Below are 21,137 nucleotides of genomic sequence, written 5' to 3' on the forward strand. Positions count from 1 at the left end.
AAGTGTTACCTATGTTCCCGGTCTGATCTGTCACCTATGTATCCGGTCATACAGCAGCGCCACCGGGCTTAACTTTTAGCGCTTCAGGTCAGACTTAAAATCACGCTGCTCGTAGCCGGTATACAGCTGACGAGGACGGGCGATCTTCATGCCTTCGCTGTGCATTTCGTTCCAGTGCGCAATCCAGCCTACGGTACGGGCCATGGCGAAGATCACGGTGAACATGGAAGACGGAATGCCCATCGCTTTCAGAATAATGCCAGAGTAGAAATCGACGTTCGGGTAGAGTTTCTTCTCGATGAAGTACGGGTCGTTCAGCGCGATGTGTTCCAGCTCCATCGCCACTTCCAGCAGGTCATCTTTGGTACCCAGCTCTTTCAGCACTTCGTGGCAGGTTTCACGCATCACGGTGGCGCGCGGGTCATAGTTTTTGTAAACACGGTGACCGAAGCCCATCAGGCGGAAGGAGTCATTCTTGTCTTTCGCGCGACGCACGAACTCAGGAATGTGCTCAACGGTGCTGATCTCTTCCAGCATCTTCAGCGCCGCTTCGTTGGCGCCGCCGTGCGCCGGTCCCCACAGGGAGGCGATGCCCGCAGCGATACAGGCGAACGGGTTCGCGCCTGAAGAGCCTGCGGTACGAACGGTTGAGGTCGAGGCGTTCTGTTCGTGGTCAGCATGGAGGATCAGAATACGGTCCATCGCGCGTTCCAGAACCGGGTTCACTTCGTACTCTTCGCACGGCGTGGAGAACATCATGCGCAGGAAGTTGCCCGCGTAGGAGAGGTCGTTACGCGGATACACAAACGGCTGGCCGATGGAGTATTTGTAACACATCGCCGCCATGGTCGGCATTTTGGACAGCAGACGGTAAGCAGCGATTTCACGGTGACGCGGGTTATTCACGTCAAGGGAGTCGTGGTAGAACGCTGCCAGCGCACCGGTAATCCCGCACATCACCGCCATTGGGTGAGAGTCACGACGGAACGCATGGAACAGACGGGTAATCTGCTCATGGATCATGGTGTGACGGGTCACGGTGGTTTTAAATTCATCGAACTGGGCCTGCGTCGGTTTTTCGCCGTTCAGCAGGATGTAGCACACTTCCAGATAGTTGGATTCGGTGGCTAACTGATCGATAGGGAAGCCGCGATGGAGCAGGATACCTTCGTCACCGTCGATAAAGGTGATTTTGGATTCGCAAGATGCGGTAGAGGTAAATCCAGGGTCAAAGGTGAATACCCCTTTGGAACCCAGCGTACGGATATCAATAACATCCTGACCGAGCGTGCCTTTTAGCACATCCAGTTCAATAGCAGTGTCACCATTTAGGGTGAGCGTTGCCTTTGTATCAGCCATTTACGGTCTCCTTAGCGCCTTATGCTTAAGACTGCGCTTTACCGGATTTGCTTTCAGCTGTTAATCACCGTTACCAGATTGTTATTTGGCTTACCGCTCAGCTCACGAGGACAAACCAGGGTACAGAGCTATGGCGCCTTGCAGGTAAACGAATGAAATATCAGTGAAACAACAGCAAATCAGCGTTTTTGCAGTCCGAATTATTCAAACCTGTATATCACTAATAACTGTCCTGATAACTTCGGTCAATACCATCACACTGTTACATAACTATTTGTCAGGTGAAAGAGAGACCTCATAACTTTTGCGCATTATATGCCTTTTCTGATGACGTTTGTAACAATATTGTTTAACATTTGTCAAATCAGATGATTAAAAATTAAAAAGATGTTGTTATCGTGACCCTGATCACTGTTCCAGAGAAAACCCGACAAACTGTATGTAGGTTAATTGTAATGATTTTGTGAACGGCCTATACTGCCGCCAGGTCTCCGGAACACCCTGCAATCCCGAGCCACCCAGCGTTGTAATGTGTCGTTTAAGCATCTGGAAGCACTGTTTTGCATGACGCGCAGTTATAGAAAAGGAACGCTGTCTGACCCGCATCGCAGTCCGGAGGAAGGAAACAATAAGAACAGCATGTGGGCGTTATTCATGATAAGAAATGTGAAAAAACAAAGACCTGTCAATCTGGATCTGAAAACGATCCGGTTCCCCGTAACAGCAATAGCGTCCATTCTGCACCGTGTTTCTGGTGTGATTACGTTTGTGGCGGTCGGTATTCTGCTGTGGTTACTGGGCACCAGCCTCTCTTCTCCTGAAGGATTCCTCCAGGCCTCTGCCATCATGAACGGCTTCTTCGTGGAATTCATCATGTGGGGCATTCTGACCGCGCTGGCGTACCACGTTGTGGTGGGTGTTCGCCATATGCTGATGGACTTTGGCTACCTGGAAGAGACTTTCGAAGCCGGGAAGCGCTCCGCTAACATTTCATTTGTGATTACAGTCGTGCTTTCACTTCTCGCAGGAGTTCTCGTATGGTAAGCAACGCCTCCGCATTAGGACGCAACGGCGTACATGACTTCATTCTGGTCCGTGCTACCGCCATCGTTCTCACCCTCTACATCATCTATATGATCGGTTTCTTCGCGACCAGCGGCACGCTGACGTGGGAAATCTGGAGTGGGTTCTTCGGATCCGCCTTCACCAAAGTGTTCACCCTGCTGGCCCTTTTCTCCATCCTTATTCATGCCTGGATTGGCATGTGGCAGGTGTTGACCGATTACGTTAAACCGCTGGCGATTCGCCTTCCACTGCAGCTGGCCATTGTGGTTGCACTGGTGGTTTACGTTATTTATGGATTCGTTGTGGTGTGGGGTGTGTAATGAAACTGCCAGTCAGAGAATTTGATGCTGTTGTGATTGGTGCCGGTGGCGCAGGTATGCGTGCCGCACTGCAAATTTCCCAGAGTGGCCAGAGCTGTGCGCTGCTCTCTAAAGTCTTCCCAACCCGTTCCCATACTGTGTCTGCGCAGGGCGGTATTACCGTTGCGCTGGGTAACTCCCATGAAGATAACTGGGAATGGCACATGTATGACACGGTAAAAGGTTCCGATTACATCGGTGACCAGGATGCCATCGAATATATGTGTAAAACCGGCCCGGAAGCGATTCTGGAGCTGGACCACATGGGGCTGCCGTTCTCCCGTCTGGAAAATGGCACCATCTATCAGCGTCCGTTTGGCGGCCAGTCGAAAAACTTCGGCGGCGAGCAGGCGGCACGCACCGCGGCGGCGGCTGACCGTACCGGTCACGCGCTGCTGCACACCCTGTATCAGCAGAACCTGAAAAACCACACCACCATCTTCTCCGAATGGTATGCGCTGGATCTGGTGAAAAACGCCGATGGCGCCATCGTTGGCTGTACCGCGCTGTGTATCGAAACCGGTGAAGTGGTTTACTTCAAAGCCCGCGCTACCGTGCTGGCGACCGGCGGTGCAGGCCGTATTTACCAGTCCACCACCAACGCCCACATCAACACCGGTGACGGTGTCGGTATGGCTATCCGCGCGGGCGTGCCGGTGCAGGATATGGAGATGTGGCAGTTCCACCCAACCGGTATCGCCGGTGCGGGCGTTCTGGTGACGGAAGGCTGCCGTGGTGAAGGTGGCTACCTGCTGAACAAACACGGCGAGCGCTTCATGGAGCGTTATGCCCCGAATGCGAAAGACCTTGCGGGTCGTGACGTGGTGGCGCGTTCCATCATGATCGAAATCCGTGAAGGCCGCGGCTGTGACGGCCCTTGGGGTCCACACGCCAAGCTGAAACTCGACCACCTGGGTAAAGAAGTGCTGGAATCCCGTCTGCCGGGCATCCTGGAACTGTCCCGCACCTTCGCGCACGTCGATCCGGTGAAAGAGCCGATTCCGGTTATCCCAACCTGCCACTACATGATGGGCGGTATTCCGACCAAAGTGACCGGTCAGGCGCTGACCGTGAACGAGCAGGGCGAAGACGTGGTTATTCCTGGCCTGTTCGCGGTGGGCGAAATTGCCTGCGTATCCGTACACGGCGCAAACCGTCTGGGCGGCAACTCGCTGCTGGACCTGGTGGTGTTTGGTCGCGCAGTGGGTCTGCATCTGCAGGAATCCATTGCCGAGCAGGGCGCGCTGCGTGACGCGACCGACGACGAAATTGATGCCTCTCTTGAGCGCCTCAACCGCTGGAACGGCAACCGTAACGGCGAAGATCCGGTGGAAATCCGTAAAGCGCTGCAGGAATGCATGCAGCACAACTTCTCGGTATTCCGTGAAGGCGACGCGATGGCCAAAGGTCTTGAGCAGCTGAAAGCGATCCGCGAGCGTCTGAAAAATGCCCGTCTGGACGACACCTCCAGCGAGTTCAACACCCAGCGCGTTGAGTGCCTGGAGCTGGATAACCTGATGGAAACCGCGTTCGCGACCGCGATGTCGGCAAACTTCCGTACCGAAAGCCGTGGCGCGCATAGCCGCTTCGACTTCCCGGAACGTGATGACGAAAACTGGCTGTGCCATTCCCTGTATCTGCCAGAGTCGGAAACCATGACGCGTCGTAGCGTCAACATGGAACCGAAACTGCGTCCGGCGTTCCCGCCGAAGATTCGTACTTACTAATGCGGAGACAGGATAATGAAACTCGAATTCTCAGTTTATCGTTATAACCCGGATGTAGACGACGCTCCGCGCATGCAGGACTACACCCTGGAAGCGGAAGAAGGTCGCGACATGATGCTGCTGGATGCCTTAATCCAGCTGAAAGAAAAAGATCCAACCCTGTCGTTCCGTCGCTCCTGCCGTGAAGGGGTGTGTGGTTCTGACGGTGTGAACATGAACGGCAAAAATGGCCTGGCCTGCATCACGCCAATTTCAGCGTTGCAGCGTCCTGGTCAGAAAATTGTTATCCGTCCTCTGCCAGGCCTGCCGGTCGTGCGTGATTTGGTGGTAGACATGGGGCAATTCTATGCACAATATGAGAAGATTAAGCCTTACTTATTGAATAATGGGCAAAATCCACCGGCTCGTGAGCACTTACAGTCTCCTGAGCAGCGTGAAAAACTCGATGGTCTGTACGAGTGTATTCTCTGCGCATGCTGTTCTACGTCCTGCCCGTCGTTCTGGTGGAACCCGGACAAGTTTATCGGCCCGGCCGGTCTGCTGGCTGCCTATCGCTTCCTGATCGATAGCCGCGACACCGAAACCGACAGCCGTCTGGAAGGACTGAGTGACGCTTTCAGCGTATTCCGCTGCCATAGCATTATGAACTGCGTCAGTGTGTGTCCGAAGGGGCTGAACCCGACGCGCGCCATCGGCCATATTAAGTCGATGCTGCTGCAGCGCAGTGCGTAAGTAACGTTGCCGGATGGCGCTGCGCTTATCCGGCCTACGAAACTGTAGGCCCGGCAAGCGTAGCGCCACCGGGCAAAATGCAGAAACCTTTAAAAACTGCCCTGTACTACCCTGAAGTCCAGACAGTTTCTAAAGGTTCCTTCGCGGGCCAAATGAAAAGAGCTCGCAGGTGAACCCCGGCACGTACACGTGGTGTGCGTGGTAGTTTCTACGGCGAAAGTAAGCATAAAAATGCTTAAGGGATCACGATGCAGAACGGCGCAATGAAAGCCTGGCTGGACTCTTCTTACCTCTCTGGTGCCAACCAGAGCTGGATAGAACAGCTCTATGAAGACTTCTTAACCGATCCTGACTCAGTGGACGCAAACTGGCGTTCCATGTTCCAGCAGTTGCCTGGTACAGGGGTCAAACCGGATCAATTCCATTCCAAAACACGTGATTATTTCCGTCGTCTGGCGAAGGATGCCTCACGTTACTCTTCTGCGATTTCCGACCCTGACACCAATGCGAAGCAGGTTAAAGTCCTGCAGCTTATCAACGCTTATCGCTTCCGTGGTCACCAGCATGCGAATCTCGATCCGCTGGGACTGTGGAAACAAGACCGTGTGGCCGATCTCGATCCGGCGTATCACGATCTGACCGAGGCCGATTTCCAGGAAAGCTTTAACGTAGGTTCCTTTGCCATCGGCAAAGACACGATGAAGCTGGGCGATCTGATTGATGCGCTCAAGCAAACCTACTGCGGCTCCATCGGCGCGGAATACATGCACATTACCTCTACCGAAGAGAAGCGCTGGATCCAGCAGCGCATCGAATCCGTAGCGGGCCACGCGACCTTCTCGGCTGATGAGAAAAAACGCTTCCTCAGCGAACTGACCGCAGCGGAAGGCCTTGAGCGCTATCTGGGCGCGAAGTTCCCGGGCGCAAAACGCTTCTCGCTGGAAGGCGGTGACGCCCTGGTGCCGATGCTGAAAGAGCTGATTCGTCACGCAGGCAAGAGCGGCACCCGTGAAGTGGTGCTGGGCATGGCACACCGTGGTCGTCTGAACGTACTGGTCAACGTGCTGGGTAAAAAACCGCAGGACCTGTTCGACGAATTCGCAGGCAAACATAAAGAACACCTCGGCACCGGCGACGTGAAGTACCACATGGGCTTCTCGTCAGATATCGAAACCGAAGGCGGTCTGGTTCACCTGGCGCTGGCGTTTAACCCGTCACACCTCGAGATCGTCAGCCCGGTGGTTATCGGTTCCGTGCGCGCGCGTCTGGATCGTCTGGACGAGCCGAGCAGCAACAAAGTTCTGCCAATCACCATCCACGGTGATGCGGCGGTGACAGGGCAGGGCGTGGTGCAGGAAACCCTGAACATGTCCAAAGCGCGTGGTTATGAAGTGGGCGGTACCGTTCGCATCGTGATCAACAACCAGGTGGGCTTCACCACCTCTAACCCGCTTGACGCACGTTCTACCCCGTACTGCACCGACATCGGTAAGATGGTTCAGGCGCCGATCTTCCACGTTAACGCGGATGACCCGGAAGCCGTGGCTTTCGTTACCCGTCTGGCGCTGGACTTCCGTAACACCTTCAAACGCGATGTGTTCATTGACCTCTTCTGCTACCGCCGTCACGGCCACAACGAAGCGGATGAGCCAAGTGCAACCCAGCCGCTGATGTATCAGAAAATCAAAAAACACCCGACGCCGCGCAAAATCTATGCTGACAAGCTGGAAAGCGACAAAGTGGCGACGCTGGAAGATGCGACCGAAATGGTCAACCTCTACCGCGACGCGCTGGACGCGGGTGAATGCGTAGTGAAAGAGCTGCGCCCGATGAACATGCACTCCTTTACCTGGTCGCCGTACCTCAACCACGAGTGGGATGAGAGCTATCCGAACAAGGTGGAGATGAAGCGCCTGCAGGAGCTGGCTAAACGCATCAGCACCGTGCCGGACGCTATCGAGATGCAGTCTCGCGTGGCGAAAATTTATGCTGACCGTCAGGCCATGGCGGCAGGCGAGAAGCTGTTCGACTGGGGCGGCGCGGAAACGCTGGCTTACGCGACGCTGGTTGACGAAGGCATTCCTGTTCGTCTGTCCGGTGAAGATGCGGGCCGTGGCACCTTCTTCCACCGTCACGCGGTGGTTCACAACCAGTCTAACGGTTCAACCTACACCCCGCTGCAGCACGTGCACAACGGTCAGGGCCAGTTCAAGGTCTGGGACTCCGTGCTGTCTGAAGAAGCGGTACTGGCTTTCGAATACGGTTACGCCACGGCAGAACCGCGCACCCTGACCATCTGGGAAGCGCAGTTCGGCGACTTCGCCAACGGTGCGCAGGTGGTTATCGACCAGTTCATCTCCTCCGGCGAACAGAAATGGGGCCGTATGTGTGGCCTGGTGATGCTGCTGCCGCACGGCTATGAAGGCCAGGGTCCGGAGCACTCCTCCGCGCGTCTGGAACGTTATCTGCAGCTCTGCGCCGAGCAGAACATGCAGGTTTGCGTGCCGTCGACCCCGGCGCAGGTTTACCACATGCTGCGTCGTCAGGCGCTGCGCGGTATGCGTCGTCCGCTGGTGGTCATGTCGCCGAAATCCCTGCTGCGTCACCCGCTGGCGGTGTCCAGCCTGGAAGAGCTGGCGAACGGTACCTTCCTGCCAGCCATCGGTGAAATTGACGAGCTGGATCCACAGGCCGTGAAGCGTGTGGTGATGTGTTCTGGTAAGGTTTATTACGACCTGCTGGAACAGCGCCGTAAGAACGATCAGAAAGATGTCGCCATCGTGCGTATCGAACAGCTTTATCCGTTCCCGCACCAGGCGGTGCAGGAAGCGCTGAAACCGTACGCTCACGTTCATGATTTTGTCTGGTGCCAGGAAGAGCCGCTCAACCAGGGCGCATGGTACTGCAGCCAGCATCATTTCCGTGAAGTGATTCCATTTGGGTCAGCCCTGCGCTATGCAGGTCGCCCGGCCTCCGCCTCTCCGGCGGTAGGGTATATGTCCGTTCACCAGAAGCAGCAACAAGATCTGGTCAATGACGCGCTGAACGTCGATTAATTAAAGGATACATAATGAGTAGCGTAGATATTCTTGTTCCCGACCTGCCTGAATCTGTAGCAGATGCGACCGTCGCTACCTGGCACAAAAAACCAGGCGATGCCGTTAAGCGCGATGAAGTGCTGGTAGAAATCGAAACTGACAAAGTGGTACTGGAAGTACCGGCTTCGGCGGATGGCGTTCTGGACGCGGTGCTGGAAGACGAAGGCACCACCGTCACCTCTCGTCAGATCCTGGGTCGCCTGCGTGAAGGCAACAGCGCGGGCAAAGAGTCCAGCGCGAAGTCTGAAGAGAAAGCCTCTACGCCGGCTCAGCGCCAGCAGGCTTCTCTGGAAGAACAGACCAACGACGCGCTCAGCCCGGCGATCCGTCGCCTGCTGGCGGAACACAGCCTTGACCCGGCAGCCATCAAAGGTACCGGTGTGGGCGGTCGTCTGACCCGCGAAGACATCGACAAGCATCTGGCGAAAGCGCCTGCTCAGGCCGAAGCGAAAGCCCCTGCGGCAGCACCGGCAGCACAGCCTGCTCTGGGTGCCCGCAGCGAAAAACGCGTGCCAATGACCCGCCTGCGCAAGCGCGTGGCCGAGCGTCTGCTGGAAGCGAAAAACTCTACCGCGATGCTGACTACCTTCAACGAAGTGAACATGAAGCCAATCATGGACCTGCGCAAGCAGTACGGTGACGCGTTCGAAAAACGTCACGGTATCCGTCTGGGCTTTATGTCCTTCTACGTGAAGGCGGTGGTTGAAGCGCTGAAACGCTACCCGGAAGTGAACGCGTCCATTGATGGCGATGACGTGGTTTACCACAACTACTTCGACGTCAGCATGGCGGTTTCTACCCCACGTGGCCTGGTGACCCCGGTTCTGCGTGATGTGGATACCCTGGGTATGGCCGACATCGAGAAAAACATTAAAGAGCTGGCGGTGAAAGGCCGCGACGGCAAGCTGACCGTAGACGACCTGACCGGCGGTAACTTCACCATTACCAACGGCGGCGTCTTCGGATCGCTGATGTCTACCCCGATCATTAACCCGCCGCAGAGCGCGATCCTGGGTATGCATGCCATCAAAGATCGTCCTATGGCGGTAGACGGTAAAGTTGAGATCCTGCCGATGATGTACCTGGCGCTCTCTTACGACCACCGCCTGATCGACGGCCGCGAGTCCGTGGGCTTCCTGGTAGCCATTAAAGAGCTGCTCGAAGATCCAACGCGTCTGCTGCTGGACGTCTAGTCACGATTTAGCATCACCTGCCCCGTAGGCCGGCACACGCTGCGCCGGTCTACAGGTTTGAAGATAACGATTACCCTGAAGGATGGATAGAACACATGAACTTACATGAATATCAGGCCAAACAGCTGTTTGCCCGGTATGGCTTACCGGCTCCGGTGGGTTATGCCTGTACTACCCCGCGTGAAGCAGAAGAAGCCGCATCTAAAATCGGTTCCGGCCCGTGGGTAGTTAAGTGTCAGGTTCACGCTGGTGGCCGTGGTAAAGCGGGCGGTGTGAAGGTTGTTAAGAGCAAAGAAGAGATTCGTGCGTTTGCTGAACATTGGCTCGGCAAGCGTCTGGTAACGTACCAGACAGATGCGAACGGCCAGCCGGTTAACCAGATCCTGGTTGAAGCTGCAACCGACATCGCGAAAGAGCTGTACCTGGGCGCGGTGGTTGACCGTAGCTCCCGTCGCGTGGTGTTCATGGCATCTACCGAAGGCGGCGTGGAAATCGAAAAAGTGGCGGAAGAGACCCCGCACCTGATCCACAAAGTGGCTATCGATCCGCTGGCAGGCCCAATGCCTTACCAGGGTCGCGAGCTGGCGTTCAAACTGGGTCTGGAAGGCAAGCTGGTTCAGCAGTTCACCAAGATCTTCATGGGTCTGGCGACCATTTTCCTGGAGCGCGATCTGGCGCTGATCGAGATCAACCCGCTGGTGATCACGACCCAGGGCGATCTGATCTGCCTCGACGGCAAGCTGGGCGCTGACGGCAACGCGCTGTTCCGCCAGCCGGATCTGCGCGAAATGCGCGACCAGTCTCAGGAAGACCCGCGTGAAGCGCAGGCGGCACAGTGGGAGCTGAACTACGTGGCGCTGGACGGTAACATCGGCTGCATGGTTAACGGTGCGGGCCTGGCGATGGGCACCATGGACATCGTTAAGCTGCACGGCGGCGAGCCAGCGAACTTCCTCGACGTGGGCGGTGGCGCAACCAAAGAGCGCGTAACCGAAGCGTTCAAAATCATTCTCTCCGACGACAACGTGAAGGCCGTTCTGGTTAACATCTTCGGCGGCATCGTCCGTTGCGACCTGATCGCCGACGGTATCATCGGTGCGGTAGAAGAAGTGGGTGTTAACGTTCCGGTGGTTGTGCGTCTGGAAGGTAACAACGCTGAACTCGGCGCGAAAAAACTGGCTGACAGCGGCCTGAATATTATTGCAGCGAAAAGTCTGACGGATGCAGCTCAGCAGGTTGTTGCCGCAGTGGAGGGGAAATAATGTCAGTTTTAATTAATAAAGATACCAAGGTTATCTGCCAGGGCTTCACCGGTAGCCAGGGGACTTTCCACTCCGAACAGGCGATTGCCTACGGCACGCAGATGGTTGGCGGCGTAACGCCAGGTAAAGGCGGCACCACCCACCTGGGCCTGCCGGTGTTCAACACCGTGCGTGAAGCCGTAGAAGCGACGGGCGCAACCGCGACCGTGATCTACGTTCCGGCGCCGTTCTGCAAAGACTCCATTCTGGAAGCGATCGACGCAGGCATCAAACTGATCATCACCATCACCGAAGGTATCCCGACGCTGGATATGCTGACCGTGAAGGTGAAGCTGGATGAAGCTGGCGTGCGTATGATCGGCCCGAACTGCCCAGGCGTGATCACCCCGGGCGAATGCAAAATCGGCATCATGCCGGGCCACATTCACAAGCCGGGTAAAGTGGGCATCGTGTCCCGTTCCGGTACCCTGACCTATGAAGCGGTTAAGCAGACCACCGACTACGGTTTCGGCCAGTCCACCTGCGTGGGCATCGGCGGTGACCCAATCCCGGGTTCTAACTTCATCGACATCCTGAAGCTGTTCCAGGAAGATCCACAGACCGAAGCGATCGTGATGATCGGTGAGATCGGTGGTAGCGCGGAAGAAGAAGCGGCTGCTTACATCAAAGAACACGTGACCAAGCCAGTTGTGGGCTACATCGCGGGTGTGACCGCGCCGAAAGGCAAGCGTATGGGTCACGCAGGCGCGATCATCGCCGGTGGTAAAGGTACGGCTGATGAGAAATTCGCAGCGCTGGAAGCCGCAGGCGTGAAGACCGTTCGCAGCCTGGCGGATATCGGCGAAGCACTGAAATCCATCATTAAGTAAGTCCTCTCTGCTCCCCGAAAGGGGGGCGTTGCAGTATAAAAATGTCCGTTTCGACATGGTTGGCCGCTGTAAAGCGGCCTTTTTTATTGCCTGCGTCTGGCGACTAGCGTGAACTTGTAATCATCGGTATTGAACACGTTGCGGCTGTATTCAAATACCCGCCCGTCCTTCAGAAACCCGCGGGAGACTTTTTCCAGGATCGGCTTTGCCGGATCGAGCGACAGCGCGGCGATCGCCTCCTCTGACGGCATGATCGGCACCAGCTCCTGCTCGCTGCGATCGATAACCAGCTTTTTGATCTGCTCAACGTAGTGGTATTTCGAATTCTCCATCACTTCCCAGGTGAGGTCGGGGAACAGGGCCAGCGGCATCCACGTTTCTTCCAGATTTACCGGTTTTTGTTTGATAAAGCGGACGCGTTTGACGTGCCAGACTTTATCGTCATGAGAGAGATTCAGCTTTTCGGCAAGTTTTGCATCGGCTTTCAGCACTTCGAAAATGCTCACCTCACTGTGGGTATCCACGTTCCGGTCCGCCAGTTTTTCGTAAAACCCGGTGAGCTGGTAAATGTCGTAATTGACGCGCTCTTCTTTTACGTAGGTGCCGCTGCCCTGAATGCTCTCGACGATCTGCTCTTCCGTAAGCAGCTTCAGCGCCTGTCTCACCGTGACGCGACTCACGTTGAATGCCTCCTGAAGGCTGGATTCCGTCGGTAACGCATCGCCAGGCTTTAACTCTCCCGCACTGATTTTTTCGCGAAGCGCATCGGCTATTTGCCGGTACATCGGTTTGTTACCCATCGAATCTGCCTTTCTAATACCTTTTCATGGAATTATGCCTCCCGCTTAAAATTTGTAAATAATACAACTTAAATACAAATTTACGTTGTTAGTGAAAATGATCACATAAATGTATTGTATGACATGCCACAATTGCCGCCAGACAATAACAACGTATGTGTGAGGATCTTATGAACCTGACGACTCTGACCCACACCAGTGCTGTCTGCGTGCAGGCACACTATGCCAGCCGTGATGAGGCCATTCGCCAGCTTACAATGCGGCTGGTGGCGCTGGGCAAAATCACAGATGGCGAGGCATTTCTGGCGGAGGTCTACCGCCGCGAATCTCAGGGGCCAACCGCACTGGGTGAAGGGCTGGCTGTCCCGCATGGTAAATCGAACGCGGTGAACGAAGCGGCTTTTGCGGTTGCTACGCTGCGCGAACCGCTGGAGTGGGAGGGGGTGGACGGCCCTGAACAGGTAGAGCTGATCGTCCTGCTTGCCATCCCGCCAGCTGAAGCGGGATCCACGCATATCCAGGTGCTGACGGCGCTGACGTCTCGCCTGGCCGATGATGTCCTCCGGGAACGCGTTATGGCTGCAGCGACGGCGGAGGATCTGCTTGATGCGCTGAACGGTGTCTCGAAGGAAGACGAGGCTGATACGCCGGTGAATGCACCAACCATCGTCTGTGTCACCGCCTGTCCGGCCGGGATCGCGCATACCTATATGGCCGCAGAGTACCTGGAGAAAGCGGGACGTAAGCTCGGCGTCAACGTGGTGGTCGAAAAGCAGGGGGCGAACGGCATCGAAGGGCGAATTACTGCCCAGCAGTTGCTGGAGGCGAAAGCGTGTATTTTTGCCGCTGAAGTGGCGATCAAAGAGAGCGAGCGCTTTCAGGGGATCCCCGCCATTTCCGTTCCCGTTGCGGAACCCCTGCGTCATGCTGAAGCGTTGATTGAGCGCGCGCTGGCGCTAAAGCCTTCTACCGATGCGCGCCATGCGCAGGTCGATACCGAAACGAAAAAGCGCGTTAAAACTGAACTCAAGCAGGCGCTTCTCAGCGGCATCTCTTTTGCGGTGCCGCTGATCGTTGCCGGCGGTACGGTGCTGGCCGTATCGGTACTGCTGGCGCAGATCCTTGGCCTGCAGCACCTGTTTGACCAGGAAAACTCGTGGCTGTGGATGTACCGCAAGCTTGGCGGCGGCATGCTTGGCATTTTGATGGTGCCTGTTCTCTCGGCCTACACCGCCTACTCGCTGGCGGATAAACCCGCGCTGACGCCGGGCTTTGCGGCCGGTCTGGCTGCCAACATGATCGGCTCCGGTTTTCTCGGCGCTATCGTCGGTGGGCTGATCGCGGGCTATCTGATGCGCTGGGTGAAAAACCATATCCGGCTCAGTAGCCGCTACAACGGCTTTCTGACTTTTTATCTCTATCCGGTGATTGGCGTGCTGGGCGCGGGCAGCCTGATGCTGTTTGTGATTGGCGAACCGGTGGCCTGGCTTAATAACACGCTCACCGTCTGGCTTAACGGTCTCTCCGGCGCGAATGCGCTGCTTCTGGGGGCAATCCTCGGGTTTATGTGCTCATTCGATTTGGGCGGCCCGGTCAACAAAGCCTCTTACGCGTTTTGCCTGGGGGCGATGGCGAACGGGGTATACGGTCCCTATGCGATCTTTGCTTCCGTCAAAATGGTCTCAGCCTTCACCGTCACGGCGTCAACGATGCTGGCACCGAAGCTGTTTAAGTCGTTTGAAATTGAAACCGGTAAATCGACCTGGCTGCTCGGCCTCGCGGGCATTACCGAAGGGGCGATTCCGATGGCGATTGAAGACCCGCTTCGCGTCATTGGCTCATTTGTACTCGGATCCATGGTGACAGGCGCGGCTGTCGGTGCGATGGGGATCGGGTTGTCTACGCCGGGGGCCGGGATTTTCTCTCTTTTTTTACTTCACGATGCCGGGTTGGGCGGTGTGGTTGCCGCGGCGGGCTGGTTTGGCGCGGCGCTGGTGGGTACCGCTATCTCCACCCTGGTTCTGCTGCTCTGGCGACGCCAGGCGGTAAAAAAGGGCAACTACGTCACTGAAGACGCCTTATCGTAAAAACGCACAAACAGGAAACGAAGATGAAAGCTGTATCTCGCGTTCATATCACGCCGCATATGCACTGGGACCGTGAGTGGTACTTCACTACCGAAGAGTCGCGTATTCTTCTGGTCAATAATATGGAAGAGATCCTGACCCGGCTGGAGCAGGATGATGAGTACAAATACTATGTTCTCGATGGACAGACGGCTGTTCTGGAGGATTATTTTGCCGTTGTGCCCGAAAACCGCTCTCGCGTGAAGGCGCTTGTCGAGCGTGGAAAGCTGATTATCGGCCCCTGGTATACCCAGACCGATACCACGATCGTGAGCGGCGAGTCGATTGTCCGCAACCTGATGTACGGCATCCGGGATTGTATGGCCTTCGGCGAGCCGATGAAGATCGGCTATCTGCCGGATTCGTTTGGCATGTCCGGCCAGCTTCCGCATATCTATAACGGGTTTGGCATGACCCGCACGATGTTCTGGCGCGGTTGTTCTGAACGCCACGGGACCGATAAAACCGAATTTCTCTGGCAGAGCCAGGACGGCAGTGAAGTGACGGCACAGGTGCTGCCGCTGGGCTACGCGATTGGTAAGTACTTACCGGAGGACGAAGCGGGGCTGCGAAAACGGCTCGACAGCTATTTCGAGGTTCTGGAAAAGGCGTCCGTTACTAAAGCGATTTTGCTGCCCAACGGCCACGACCAGATGCCGCTGCAGCAGAACATTTTCGCGGTGATGGAGAAGCTGCGTGAAATCTATCCGCAGCGTCAATTTGTGATGAGCCGGTTTGAGGAGGTCTTTGATCGCATCGACGCGCACCGCGATGACCTGGCGACCTTAAAAGGCGAGTTTATCGACGGGAAATACATGCGCGTGCACCGGACCATCGGCTCCACGCGCATGGATATCAAAATCGCCCATGCGCGTATTGAGAACAAAATTGTCAACATCCTCGAGCCGCTGGCGACGCTTGCCTGGACGCTGGGCTTCAACTACCACCACGGCCTGCTGGAGAAGATGTGGAAAGAGATCCTCAAAAACCACGCTCACGACAGCATCGGCTGCTGCTGCAGCGACAAGGTGCATCGCGAGATTGTCTCCCGCTTCGAGCTGGCTGAGGACATGGCAGACAACCTGGCGCGTTTCTATATGCGCAAGATTGTCGACAACATGCCGCAAAGCGATGCCGATAAGCTGGTGATGTTCAACCTGATGCCCTGGCCGCGTGAGGAGGTGATGAACACCACGATTCGACTGCGCGCCAGTCAGTTCCGTCTGCGGGATGACAAAGGCAACGAGATCCCGTATTTCATCCGCAGCGCGCGAGAGCTCGACCCGGGCCTCATTGACCGACAGATTGTTCACTACGGCAATTACGAACCGTTTATGGAGTTTGATATTCAGCTCAGCCAGATATTGCCGTCGATGGGCTACCGTACGCTGTTTATCGAACCAAACGTGGCCGGGAAGGTGCTCTCTCCGGGGGAAAATACCGCCTCCTTACTTGAAAACGCCTTCTGGCAGATTGACGTAAATGACGACGGTTCGCTGCGCCTGCGCGACAAAGAAACCGGGCTTATTTATGACCGCGTGCTGGAAATCGAAGAGAGCTCGGATGATGGCGATGAGTACGACTACTCGCCTTCGCGGGAAGAGTGGAGACTCACTTCCGCGCAGGGCGAGCATGAATTTGAGGTTACGCATGAAGGCTGGCAGAGCAGGGCAGTTATCCGCCATCGAATCGCCGTTCCGGCGAACCTGGCGGAACGCGCGGCGCGCCAGCGAAACGGCTACCTCGGCGCTGAATTTGAAATTACGCTAAGCCGCAACAGCAGACGCATTGACGTGGCGGTGCGCCTGGATAATCAGGCCGACGACCACCGCGTTCGCGTGCTCATCCCAACGCCGTTTGCGACCCGGGAGGTGTTAGCGGATACGCAGTTTGGCACGATCTCTCGTCCGGTGCAGGACGCGGCGATGCAAAACTGGCAGGAGGAGGGGTGGAAAGAAGCGCCGGTTCCCGTCTGGAATTTACTCAACTACGCCGTCCTGCAGGAAAAACGAAACGGGCTTGCGCTATTTACCGAGGGGCTGCGTGAATTTGAAGTCGTGGGCGATGAACAAAAGGCATTTGCTCTGACCTTGCTGCGCGGCGTGGGGGTACTCGGCAAAGAAGATCTGCTCCTGCGCCCCGGCAGACCATCCGGTATTAAAATGCCGGTCCCGGACGCTCAGGTGCGTGGTCCGCTAAGCTGTCGCTTTAGCCTCTTCAGCTTCAGCGGCACGCCGGAAAACGCGGGTGTCGCGCAGCAGGCTCAATCGTGGTTAACGCCGGTGCAGTGTTATAACAAGATCCCCTGGGATGCAATGAAGCTGAATCGCGCGTCGTTGACCACGCCGGAAAGTTACAGCCTGTTAGCGCTTTCGCCAACGGGATGCGTACTCAGTGCGATCAAAAAAGCGGAAGATCGTGATGAGCTCATTCTTCGTCTGTTCAACCCTTCACAGTCCAGCGCATGTGACGCGACGCTATCCGTCAATCCAGCGGTGAAGCGGTGCTGCGAAACGGACATGAATGAACGGCTGATGGACCACGATGAAGACGAAGGCATTGTCGGGGCGTTCAGACCGGGACAGTCGCGAACCTTTAGCCTTCTTCTTGCCTGAGAATCGCTGATATCATTAAAAGGCTGCACTGTTTGCGGCCTTTTTCATTAAATAGTCACTCCGCGGTGTTAAGTTATGGGGTGACAAAAGTAAAATAAATGTAATTACGAAGGGTTGCATAAATGCCGTGGAAAAATAACCCGCCCCGACTATGCTTTATTGTTTGCCGCGCATCGAAATGAGGCTTTTGTTTCGCGTTAATTAAAATCACTTCTGTTTATATTTTTTTTCGTCTTCGATAACCAATCACATCTTTACATGCACATATCATTAACATGGTTTTTACCATTCTCACCACGATTAAACATAGTTAACATCAAGGTTTGTTTTTGATTTAAATCAAAGTTTAATCCTTGGAAAAAGGTGCTGAAAAGCGCTAAATTGTTCCCGATCAAAATGGCCGAAAAGTGGTAATTTTGCTATAAATTGATCACCGTCGAAAAACGTAAATGTGATTCAATAAAAACCTGTTTATTGTAAGGGTTTTGCAGCGTATTATATTTGCGGTATCAATTTGAGTTTTTTATTAACGTATTTGTAACCTCACGTCATCGTTTTTATCCTCCTTCAGGGTAATAACGACGACAAGGATGCGAATAATTTGTATTGGGGCATGCGTGTGGATCTCTTTCTGACGGGGTTCACTCTCGGAGTCTTCATGCGATGAGCAAGGAGTCATGATGTTAGATATAGTCGAACTGTCGCGCTTACAGTTTGCCTTGACCGCGATGTACCACTTCCTGTTTGTGCCACTGACGCTCGGTATGGCGTTCCTGCTGGCCATCATGGAAACGGTATACGTTCTCTCCGGCAAACAGATTTATAAAGATATGACCAAGTTCTGGGGCAAGTTGTTTGGTATCAACTTCGCACTGGGCGTGGCAACCGGTCTGACCATGGAGTTCCAGTTCGGGACTAACTGGTCTTACTATTCCCACTATGTAGGGGATATCTTCGGTGCGCCGCTGGCCATTGAAGGTCTGATGGCATTCTTCCTTGAATCCACCTTTGTAGGTCTGTTCTTCTTCGGTTGGGACCGTCTGGGTAAAGTCCAGCATATGGCGGTGACCTGGCTGGTGGCATTAGGTTCGAACCTGTCCGCGCTGTGGATCCTGGTCGCGAACGGCTGGATGCAGAACCCTATCGCGTCTGATTTCAACTTCGAAACCATGCGTATGGAGATGGTCAGCTTTGCCGAGCTGGTCCTGAACCCGGTTGCTCAGGTTAAATTCGTTCACACCGTCGCTTCTGGCTATGTGTGCGGCGCGATGTTTGTACTGGGTATCAGTTCTTACTACATGCTCCGCGGTCGTGACTTCGCGTTTGCTAAACGCTCCTTTGCTATCGCTGCAAGCTTCGGTATGGCTGCGATTCTCTCCGTTATTGTTCTGGGTGATGAATCCGGTTACGAAATGGGCGACGTGCAGAAAACCAAACTGGCCGCTATCGAAGCCGAATGGGAAACCCAGCCGGCACCTGCTGCCTTTACGCTGTTCGGTATTCCCGATCAGGACGCGCAGGAAAACCGCTTCGCTATTCAAATCCCTTACGCGCTGGGTATCATCGCCACCCGTTCTGTTGATAAGCAGGTGACGGGTCTGAAAGAGCTGATGGTGCAGCACGAAGAGCGTATCCGTAACGGTATGAAAGCCTACTCGCTGCTGGAACAGCTGCGTGCCGGTTCTACCGACCAGGCCGTTCGCGATCAGTTTAACGACGTGAAGAAAGATCTGGGTTACGGTCTGCTGCTGAAGCGTTATACCCCGAACGTTTCTGATGCGACGGAAGCGCAGATCCAGATGGCAACCAAAGACTCAATTCCACGCGTTGCGCCACTGTACTTCGCATTCCGTATCATGGTGGGCTGCGGCATCATCATGCTGCTGATCATTGCGGCGTCCTTCTGGTCCGTGATTCGCAACCGCATCGGCGAGAAAAAATGGCTGCTGCGCACCGCGCTGTACGGTATTCCACTGCCGTGGATCGCGATTGAGTCCGGCTGGTTTGTGGCGGAATATGGCCGTCAGCCATGGGCGATCGGTGAGGTGCTGCCAACGGCGGTAGCGAACTCGTCCCTGACCGCAGGCGACCTGATCTTCTCCATGCTGCTGATTTGTGGTCTGTACACCCTGTTCCTGGTGGCTGAACTGTTCCTGATGTTCAAGTTCGCGCGCCTTGGCCCAAGCAGCCTGAAAACCGGTCGCTATCACTACGAGCAGTCCACTGCGACTACTCAGCCGGCACGCTAAGACAGGAGTCATCAAATGATCGATTATGAAGTATTGCGTTTTATCTGGTGGCTGCTGGTTGGCGTTCTGCTGATCGGTTTCGCCGTCACGGATGGTTTCGACATGGGGGTGGGGATGCTCACCCGTTTCCTCGGTCGTAATGACACCGAGCGTCGAATCATGATCAACTCCATCGCCCCGCACTGGGACGGTAACCAGGTGTGGCTGATCACCGCAGGCGGCGCGCTGTTCGCTGCCTGGCCGATGGTCTACGCGGCTGCGTTCTCCGGTTTCTATGTGGCGATGATTCTGGTGCTGGCCTCTTTATTCTTCCGTCCGGTCGGTTTCGACTACCGTTCGAAGATTGAAGATACCCGCTGGCGCAACATGTGGGACTGGGGCATCTTCATCGGTAGCTTCGTTCCACCGCTGGTGATCGGCGTGGCGTTCGGTAACCTGCTGCAGGGCGTACCGTTCCACCTGGACGAGTACATGCGTCTTTACTACACCGGTAACTTCTTCCAGCTGCTGAATCCGTTTGGTCTGCTGGCCGGTGTCGTCAGCGTGGCGATGATCATCACTCAGGGCGCAACCTACTTGCAGATGCGTACCGTAGGCGAACTGCATCTGCGCTCCCGCGCGACGGCTCAGGTTGCTGCGCTGGTTACGCTGGTCTGCTTCGCGCTGGCCGGTGTGTGGGTGGTGTACGGCATTGATGGCTACGTTGTGACGTCTGCCATTAACCACACCGCACCGTCTAACCCGCTGACCAAAGAAGTGGCGCGTCAGGCGGGAGCATGGCTGGTGAACTTCAACACTACCCCTGTGCTGTGGGCGATCCCGGCGCTGGGCGTGCTGCTGCCGCTGCTGACCATGTTGACGTCTCGTCTGGAAAAAGGCGCGCTGGCGTTCGTGTTCTCTTCACTGACTCTGGCATGCATCATCCTGACGGCGGGTATTGCGATGTTCCCATTCGTCATGCCATCCAGCACCATGCTGAATGCTAGCCTGACCATGTGGGATGCTACGTCCAGCCACATGACGCTGAACCTGATGACGTATGTTGCTTGCGTGTTCGTTCCGATTGTTCTGGCCTACACCATCTGGTGTTACTGGAAAATGTTCGGCCGCATCACGAAAGAACATATCGAAAGCAACACCCACTCTATGTATTAAGTAAGGAGCTGAATATGTGGTATTTCGCATGGATTTTAGGGACGCTTCTTGCCTGTGCATTTGGTGTCATCACTGCCCTGGCGCTTGAGCACGTAGAAGCGACCAAAGCGGGTGAAGAAAAACACTGATGAATATTATCGCGAAACTTTACGCGGTAATGGATAAGCGCCCGTTACGGGCGCTTTCTTTAGTGATGGCATTACTGCTGGCAGGCTGTATCTTCTGGGACCCTTCGCGCTTTGCAGCGAAAACCAGCGAGCTTGAAATCTGGCACGGCTTCCTCATCATGTGGGCGGTGTGCGCAGGTGTGATCCACGGCGTAGGCTTTCGTCCGAAAGCCGTTCACTGGCAGGGAATTTTTTGCCCGCCGATCGCCGATCTGGTGCTACTCGCCGGTTTGATTTTCTTCTTCTTCTGAATAAGAAATGTCCGTTAACGTTATGGGCTTACCCGAGCCCATAAAAATTTACTCTCCGTTTACTTTCCCCCATTCCAAACCATCTTTCCCGCGCGTATAGTAGCGAAGTT

General features: G+C 55.3%; 16 protein-coding genes. 14 read left to right on the forward strand and 2 right to left on the reverse strand.

From position 1 onward, the window contains the following. Positions 1-75: 75 nt before the first annotated feature. The gene (locus AA74_RS0116760; RefSeq protein ID WP_008501086.1) at positions 76-1,359 is read right to left on the reverse strand and encodes a citrate synthase; all 1,284 of its coding nucleotides are present in this window, start codon (positions 1,357-1,359) and stop codon (positions 76-78) included. A 639-nt stretch (positions 1,360-1,998) separates the two neighbouring features. On the opposite strand from AA74_RS0116760, the gene sdhC reads away from it, so the two are divergent. From sdhC to sucD, 8 genes are all read left to right on the forward strand, one after another. Further along, entirely contained in the window at positions 1,999-2,403 is a 405-nt protein-coding gene (gene sdhC / locus AA74_RS0116765) for a succinate dehydrogenase cytochrome b556 subunit (protein WP_025912845.1), read from the forward strand. Beyond that, a complete protein-coding gene (gene sdhD / locus AA74_RS0116770; RefSeq protein WP_008501088.1) occupies positions 2,397-2,744 on the forward strand; it encodes a succinate dehydrogenase membrane anchor subunit in 348 nt (115 codons plus the stop codon). The genes sdhC and sdhD overlap by 7 nt, the downstream gene beginning before the upstream one ends. Continuing rightward, positions 2,744-4,510 carry a succinate dehydrogenase flavoprotein subunit gene (gene sdhA / locus AA74_RS0116775; RefSeq protein ID WP_008501089.1) on the forward strand — a complete coding sequence of 589 codons (1,767 nt, stop codon included), beginning with the start codon at positions 2,744-2,746 and terminating at the stop codon, positions 4,508-4,510. Before sdhD ends, sdhA begins: the two co-directional genes overlap by 1 nt. A 15-nt stretch (positions 4,511-4,525) precedes the next feature. Next, positions 4,526-5,242, forward strand: coding sequence for a succinate dehydrogenase iron-sulfur subunit SdhB (gene sdhB / locus AA74_RS0116780; protein WP_008501090.1), 717 nt, complete (start codon positions 4,526-4,528; stop codon positions 5,240-5,242). 248 nt (positions 5,243-5,490) lie between these two features. Continuing rightward, positions 5,491-8,298: a 2-oxoglutarate dehydrogenase E1 component gene (gene sucA, locus AA74_RS0116785; RefSeq protein WP_008501092.1), complete on the forward strand. Its 2,808-nt coding sequence runs from the start codon at positions 5,491-5,493 to the stop codon at positions 8,296-8,298. A gap of 14 nt (positions 8,299-8,312) precedes the next feature. After that, entirely contained in the window at positions 8,313-9,533 is a 1,221-nt protein-coding gene (gene odhB, locus AA74_RS0116790) for a 2-oxoglutarate dehydrogenase complex dihydrolipoyllysine-residue succinyltransferase (RefSeq protein ID WP_025912846.1), read from the forward strand. Positions 9,534-9,628: 95 nt separating this feature from the next. Continuing rightward, positions 9,629-10,795 carry an ADP-forming succinate--CoA ligase subunit beta gene (gene sucC, locus AA74_RS0116795; protein WP_006809579.1) on the forward strand — a complete coding sequence of 389 codons (1,167 nt, stop codon included), beginning with the start codon at positions 9,629-9,631 and terminating at the stop codon, positions 10,793-10,795. Next, positions 10,795-11,664: a succinate--CoA ligase subunit alpha gene (gene sucD / locus AA74_RS0116800; protein ID WP_008501094.1), complete on the forward strand. Its 870-nt coding sequence runs from the start codon at positions 10,795-10,797 to the stop codon at positions 11,662-11,664. The genes sucC and sucD overlap by 1 nt, the downstream gene beginning before the upstream one ends. Before the next feature lie 83 nt (positions 11,665-11,747). Here sucD and AA74_RS0116805 read toward each other — a convergent pair whose 3' ends face one another. Next, positions 11,748-12,464 (reverse strand): GntR family transcriptional regulator, encoded by a 717-nt coding sequence (locus tag AA74_RS0116805; RefSeq protein WP_021241016.1) that lies wholly within the window; start codon positions 12,462-12,464, stop codon positions 11,748-11,750. Positions 12,465-12,634: 170 nt separating this feature from the next. Here AA74_RS0116805 and mngA point away from each other — a divergent pair, with 170 nt between their 5' ends. From mngA to ybgE, 6 genes are all read left to right on the forward strand, one after another. Further along, the gene (gene mngA / locus AA74_RS0116810; RefSeq protein ID WP_025912847.1) at positions 12,635-14,551 is read left to right on the forward strand and encodes a PTS 2-O-a-mannosyl-D-glycerate transporter subunit IIABC; all 1,917 of its coding nucleotides are present in this window, start codon (positions 12,635-12,637) and stop codon (positions 14,549-14,551) included. Between the two features lie 23 nt (positions 14,552-14,574). Continuing rightward, on the forward strand, positions 14,575-17,205 hold the full coding sequence (mngB, locus tag AA74_RS0116815) for a mannosylglycerate hydrolase (protein ID WP_025912848.1): 2,631 nt from the start codon (positions 14,575-14,577) through the stop codon (positions 17,203-17,205). Positions 17,206-17,885: 680 nt separating this feature from the next. Further along, positions 17,886-19,454 (forward strand): cytochrome ubiquinol oxidase subunit I, encoded by a 1,569-nt coding sequence (gene cydA / locus AA74_RS0116820; protein ID WP_008501098.1) that lies wholly within the window; start codon positions 17,886-17,888, stop codon positions 19,452-19,454. Positions 19,455-19,469: 15 nt separating this feature from the next. Beyond that, positions 19,470-20,609 (forward strand): cytochrome d ubiquinol oxidase subunit II, encoded by a 1,140-nt coding sequence (cydB, locus tag AA74_RS0116825; RefSeq protein WP_008501099.1) that lies wholly within the window; start codon positions 19,470-19,472, stop codon positions 20,607-20,609. A gap of 14 nt (positions 20,610-20,623) precedes the next feature. After that, positions 20,624-20,737 (forward strand): cytochrome bd-I oxidase subunit CydX, encoded by a 114-nt coding sequence (cydX, locus tag AA74_RS01000000122275; RefSeq protein ID WP_003858598.1) that lies wholly within the window; start codon positions 20,624-20,626, stop codon positions 20,735-20,737. Then, positions 20,737-21,027, forward strand: coding sequence for a cyd operon protein YbgE (gene ybgE / locus AA74_RS0116835; protein ID WP_023618885.1), 291 nt, complete (start codon positions 20,737-20,739; stop codon positions 21,025-21,027). The genes cydX and ybgE overlap by 1 nt, the downstream gene beginning before the upstream one ends. Positions 21,028-21,137: the final 110 nt, after the last annotated feature.

Origin of the sequence: Enterobacter sp. 5-4 (assembly GCF_000612205.1) — a bacterium.
Lineage (GTDB): Bacteria > Pseudomonadota > Gammaproteobacteria > Enterobacterales > Enterobacteriaceae > Enterobacter > Enterobacter roggenkampii.